The organism is Nevskia soli (genome assembly GCF_903970205.1).
In the GTDB taxonomy this organism is placed as follows: domain Bacteria; phylum Acidobacteriota; class Terriglobia; order Bryobacterales; family Bryobacteraceae; genus Bog-113.
Genome location: NZ_CAJCHS010000435.1, coordinates 1 through 4,682, shown reverse-complemented (window position 1 = coordinate 4,682; position 4,682 = coordinate 1). Strand labels below are relative to the sequence as shown.

The following is a 4,682-nucleotide window of genomic DNA, read 5'->3' as shown; positions in this document are numbered from 1 at the left end:
CAAGTCAATCCATTTCCATGTGCTGAACGCGATGAATCTGTCGCTAGCCAGATCCGTCGCGGCTTGCAGGGCGTCGTCATTCGTAGCGGCGGCGTACTGTTTGACGATTTCATCGGCATGTTCGCCATATAGCTTGTGGATCGCGGTTTCCAGGCTCTCCTTAGTGGCTTCACCGGGACCCACAACTGCGTGGGCATTCATCTCCTCCGAGTTCCATCCGGCCAGCAGCGGGACGTGGGCCTGCTGTCCCGCGGTGAAGATCGCGAGCGGTTGCTGCGGGAAGAAATAGCCGTCCACCGTAATGCTAAAACGGGGCGCCCCGCGCTTACCCGCCGCTTCCAGGATCTGCGCCGCAGGCATCGCGCGTAGCGCACTGATGCCGGCGGCGTTCATCGAGGTTGCGAACCTCGCACCCTGCTCTTCGCCTTTCGATAATTCCACCGCGGGGAGCGTTCCCAGTATGGATCCGCTCTCGCCAATAGCCCCGGCGATCAAATCCCTGGATAGCGGTGAAGCCATCTGAGCGCTCACCGCGATGGAGCCGGCCGATTCTCCAGCGATGGTGATATGCGCGGGATTGCCGCCGAATCCGGCGATATTCTCATGCACCCAATGAATTGCCGCGCTCTGATCGAGTAGTCCATAGTCGCCCGACGCGTGATGAGGCGACTCCTTAGTGAGATCGGGATGCGCCATGAAACCGAAGACGCCGAGACGGTAATTCACCGTCACGGTAACAATCCCTTTCGCCGCGAGACTCTCGCCGTCATAGCGGGGCTCAGAGCCGTCGCCCGCCATGAACCCTCCGCCGAAGAAGTAGACCAGCACAGGAAGCTTGTCGCCGGCGGACTTCGCGGGCGTCCAAACATTCAGATACAGGCAGTCTTCGCCCATCCCGTTGGAGCGGAAGTTCATGTCGCCGAAGATCGGCTGCTGCATGCAGCGCGGCCCGAATTGCGTCGTCTGCTTCACGCCGGTCCAGTTTTTGACCGGTTGCGGCGCGGCCCAACGCAGATCTCCCACCGGCGGCGCGGCGAATGGAATCCCTTTGAATTCGCGGACTCCGGAAGGCTGGCGGCCGGTTCCTTCAACGGTTCCGTTCGCAGTTTTGACGCGGTCCGCCGCGGCGAATGCAGGTAAGCCGGTTAGAATTCCAAGAGCGATTAACAAGCGGAAATCAAGTTTCATGATTGCTGAGAAAAGATCATATCAGTGGCGTGCCCTTCTCGCTGCGCAGCAACACCGTGCGGGTCGGAAACGGCATATCGATGTTCTCCTCCCGGAACCGCTTCAATATCCGTTTCCGTAGTTCGTGTTGCACCAGGTACTGCCGCGAAAACTCGCTGATCTTCACATTCAACTGAAACTGCAGCGCCGAGTCCCCAAACCCCGGAATCAATCGCACCGAAACTTCGCCCTTCGGCACCATCCCATCGATCTCATTAGTCGCCGCCTCTCCGATCTCCATAAGGATCTGCTCCACGCGATCGGGGTCAGCGTCGTAACTAACCCCGACCCCGATCGAAATCCCCATACTCTTCTCCGGCAGCATGAAATTCGTGACGATCGCCTGCGACAGTTTGGAATTCGGCACGATCACCATGCTGTTCATCAGCGTCCGGATCGTCGTGCTGCGCCAGCTGATATCGGTCACATAGCCTTCCTCGCCCGTGGCGTTCAAGCGAATATAGTCGCCAAGGCGCACCTGCCCCGCGATCGTGATATAGAATCCGCCGAACAGATTCCCCAGCGTGTCCTGCAATGCCAGCGCCACCGCCAGTCCGCCGACGCCCAGAGCCGTGACCAGCGGCGTGATCGAGATGCCGAGATGGCGAAGCAGGATGGCAATGCCGACCGCGGCTACGGCGATCTGCGCCAGACTCCGCGTCAGGCTGGCGGCGGCCATCTCGGTACCGTCGCGCCGGACGTAATAGCGCACGATGCCGCCGGCCAGTTTCGTTGCCATCACCGTAAACGAGATGATCCACAGCGCGAACAGCGACTTGCTCAGGAAGTGCTCGAGATGCCGCGGAACCGCGGAATTTTCCAGCGCGAAATAGATCCCGAAAATGAGCGACCAGATGATGATCGGCCCGCGCAGGGCTTCCATGAGAATGAGCGCGACATGCGAGCTCGAATTCGCCTGGCGCCTGCGCAGCCAGCGGAAGAGCACGTTCCGAACGACGAATCCCATCAGAACCGTCGCGAACAGCAGGATGGCCGGCAGTATCAACTGATGCCAGTCGGTGATCGCGTAGCGCCAGAGGTCCTTCGGGACGAGTGGAACGAGCCGCATCCACCTTACCTTCGCATAGCGCATTTCGGTATGCACGTTTGCAGCAGTTGGCGCGTCTTTGTTCTAGATGAAGGTGTGTGGAACGGGACCCCGCCGTAGCCCTGGAGCCCTGTCGATGTTGCTCCAGACGGGCTTGATCCTGGTGAGCGCCGGGACGATTTCGGCTGAAAACTCCTCGCCGTCACACCTCTACAAACTCGCGCGCAAAGCCGAGAGTGAAGGGCACATCGCGCAGGCCTATTTGCTTTACACGGAAGCCGCCGCGGCCGATCCGAACAAGGCTCTCTACCGCGAACGCGCCGCTGCGTTGGAACCCATGGCGGCTCTCGAAGCCAAAGTGAAGCCGCCTGAACTTCCCGGCGCGGCTGTGGATGACACTATCGATGTCAATCTCGACAGCGTTTTCGACACCGCGACGGAAAACCGGCAGGAACTCCTTCCGCCTCCGCATCTCGATCTGAAGCCGGACGTCCAGGATTACGCGTTCGATGGCGATTTCAAAGCGATCTACCAGGCGGCGGCAACGAAACTTGGCTTGCAAGTCGTCTTCGACAGCGATTTCACCTCCGCCCGGCGCACGCGCATCAAACTCGACCAGGTAAGCCCGCGGGTATTGCTCCATTCGCTTGAAGCCGCGACGGATACTTTCATTACTCCGCTAAGTACCAAGCTAATCCTGGTCGCACAGGACACGGAAGCGAAACGCAAAGAATACGAGCCGACCGAAGAAGTCACCGTGCCTGTCTCAACCGCCTTAACGACGCAGGAGCTGACCGAACTTGGCCAGGCAATCAAACAAAGCGTCGGTGTCGAGAAGATGTATTGGGACCCTTCGGCCAGCCAGATTATCCTCAAGGATCATGTAACTCGCGCTAATGCCGCTCAGGCGGTGCTTCGCGACTTAGTCGGCTACCGGGCTCAGGTGGCAGTTGATTTCGAGTTTATCGAGCTCGACGATTCGGAAATGCTGAGTATCGGCGTGGATATTCCAACCTCTTTCCCGTTCACGTTTCTGGGTGGGCTTGCCAACGGTACCGGCGCGGTTACTCTCGCCAGCCTGGCTAAGTTCAGTCTTGGACAATGGTTCGGAGTCGGTATTTCGAATATTGACTTCACCGCGACACTTACTAAGGCTAAGGCGCGGAACCTGCTGAAGACGACCATTGTTTCCGTGGAAGGGCAGAAAGCGACTCTGAAGATTGGGAGCAAGTACCCGATCCTAACCAGCCAGTATATCGGGGCAACCACGACCGGAGGACAAGTTTCCACGCCCACGCCGTCGTTCACGTTCGAGGACTTGGGCGTGGTCATCAACGTGACGCCGCACGTGCATGATATGGGCGAAGTGACGCTGGATTTCGACGGCGAACTAAAAGTGCTTGGCGCCGGGACGGTAGACAACATTCCGATCATCTCCAGCCGTAAGATTACTTCGATGTTCCGACTGCGCAACAACGAATCGGCTTTGATTGCGGGACTTACCAGCGAAACGGTGACGCGAACAACGACCGGACCGGCGCTCTTTTCGCGCATCCCAATCCTCGGGAACCTGATCAGCATGTTTACACGCAATAAGTCGCATAACTATATCTTGATGGTGATCAAACCGCGGCTACTGAGTCTGCCGCCGAACCAGCGGGTCATGCGTGCGATCTGGGTAGGCAGCGAAACGCGCGACGTCACGCCGCTGTGACCCGACCGGAGCCGTGGCTGCGCGGCGCGCTACCGGACGTCGATCCGCTGCTCGCACCGGTCTTATTTGCGCTGCAACAAGCGCGCGAAGACTTGGATAGTCACACGGCGGGCCTGAGTACGGAAGCTATTTGGTCGCGCCCGAGCGGAGTTACATCGCTTGGTTTTCATTTGCGGCACATTGCGGGTAGTTTAGACCGGCTGACGACTTATTTGCTTGGTCGCGATTTGACGGAAGAGCAGCTCGCTTTTTTGCATGCGGAGAACGAGCCGGGGGCGAGCCGCGACGAGTTACTAGCCGATATCATGCGGGAATTAGATGCGACAGAAGACGTGATCCGGTCACTGGACACAGCGCGGTTGACTGAACCGCGCACCGTGGGACGGAAGCGGTTGCCGACAACGGTCATTGGGTTGGCGATTCATATCGCCGAACATACGCAGCGGCATGTGGGGCAGGCGATTACGATGTGCAAACTATTGGGTGGAACATAGCGCTAAGGTGTCAAATCAACTTCGACCTGCGCGATTCTACGGCGCAGTTTTGTGGATAGGTTGGAGTTCGTGTAGACAGGGCGAGTTACGTGGAGTGATCTCCTGACTTGAGTCTGGAGCTTGGTTAGAGTGCGCCTAGCCCAATTCATTGGGTTGGGTATTTGGATTGACGGGAGGCATGACCGGGGCGGCGCGGGGA

4 protein-coding genes are annotated in these 4,682 nt (G+C 58.6%); 2 read left to right on the top strand and 2 right to left on the bottom strand.

Annotated features, from left to right (window positions below; all coding sequences use genetic code 11):
* Positions 1-1,188, bottom strand: a 1,188-nt coding sequence (locus H1Y01_RS18645; RefSeq protein WP_180542242.1) for a carboxylesterase/lipase family protein, incomplete at its 3' end; no start/stop codon positions are given.
* A 16-nt stretch (positions 1,189-1,204) separates the two neighbouring features.
* Positions 1,205-2,296 carry a mechanosensitive ion channel family protein gene (locus H1Y01_RS18640; protein WP_180542240.1) on the bottom strand — a complete coding sequence of 364 codons (1,092 nt, stop codon included), beginning with the start codon at positions 2,294-2,296 and terminating at the stop codon, positions 1,205-1,207.
* Positions 2,297-2,411: 115 nt separating this feature from the next.
* Here H1Y01_RS18640 and H1Y01_RS18635 point away from each other — a divergent pair, with 115 nt between their 5' ends.
* Positions 2,412-3,989: a type II secretion system protein GspD gene (locus H1Y01_RS18635; RefSeq protein ID WP_180542238.1), complete on the top strand. Its 1,578-nt coding sequence runs from the start codon at positions 2,412-2,414 to the stop codon at positions 3,987-3,989.
* Positions 3,986-4,483: a DinB family protein gene (locus H1Y01_RS18630; RefSeq protein WP_180542236.1), complete on the top strand. Its 498-nt coding sequence runs from the start codon at positions 3,986-3,988 to the stop codon at positions 4,481-4,483. The genes H1Y01_RS18635 and H1Y01_RS18630 overlap by 4 nt, the downstream gene beginning before the upstream one ends.
* Positions 4,484-4,682: the final 199 nt, after the last annotated feature.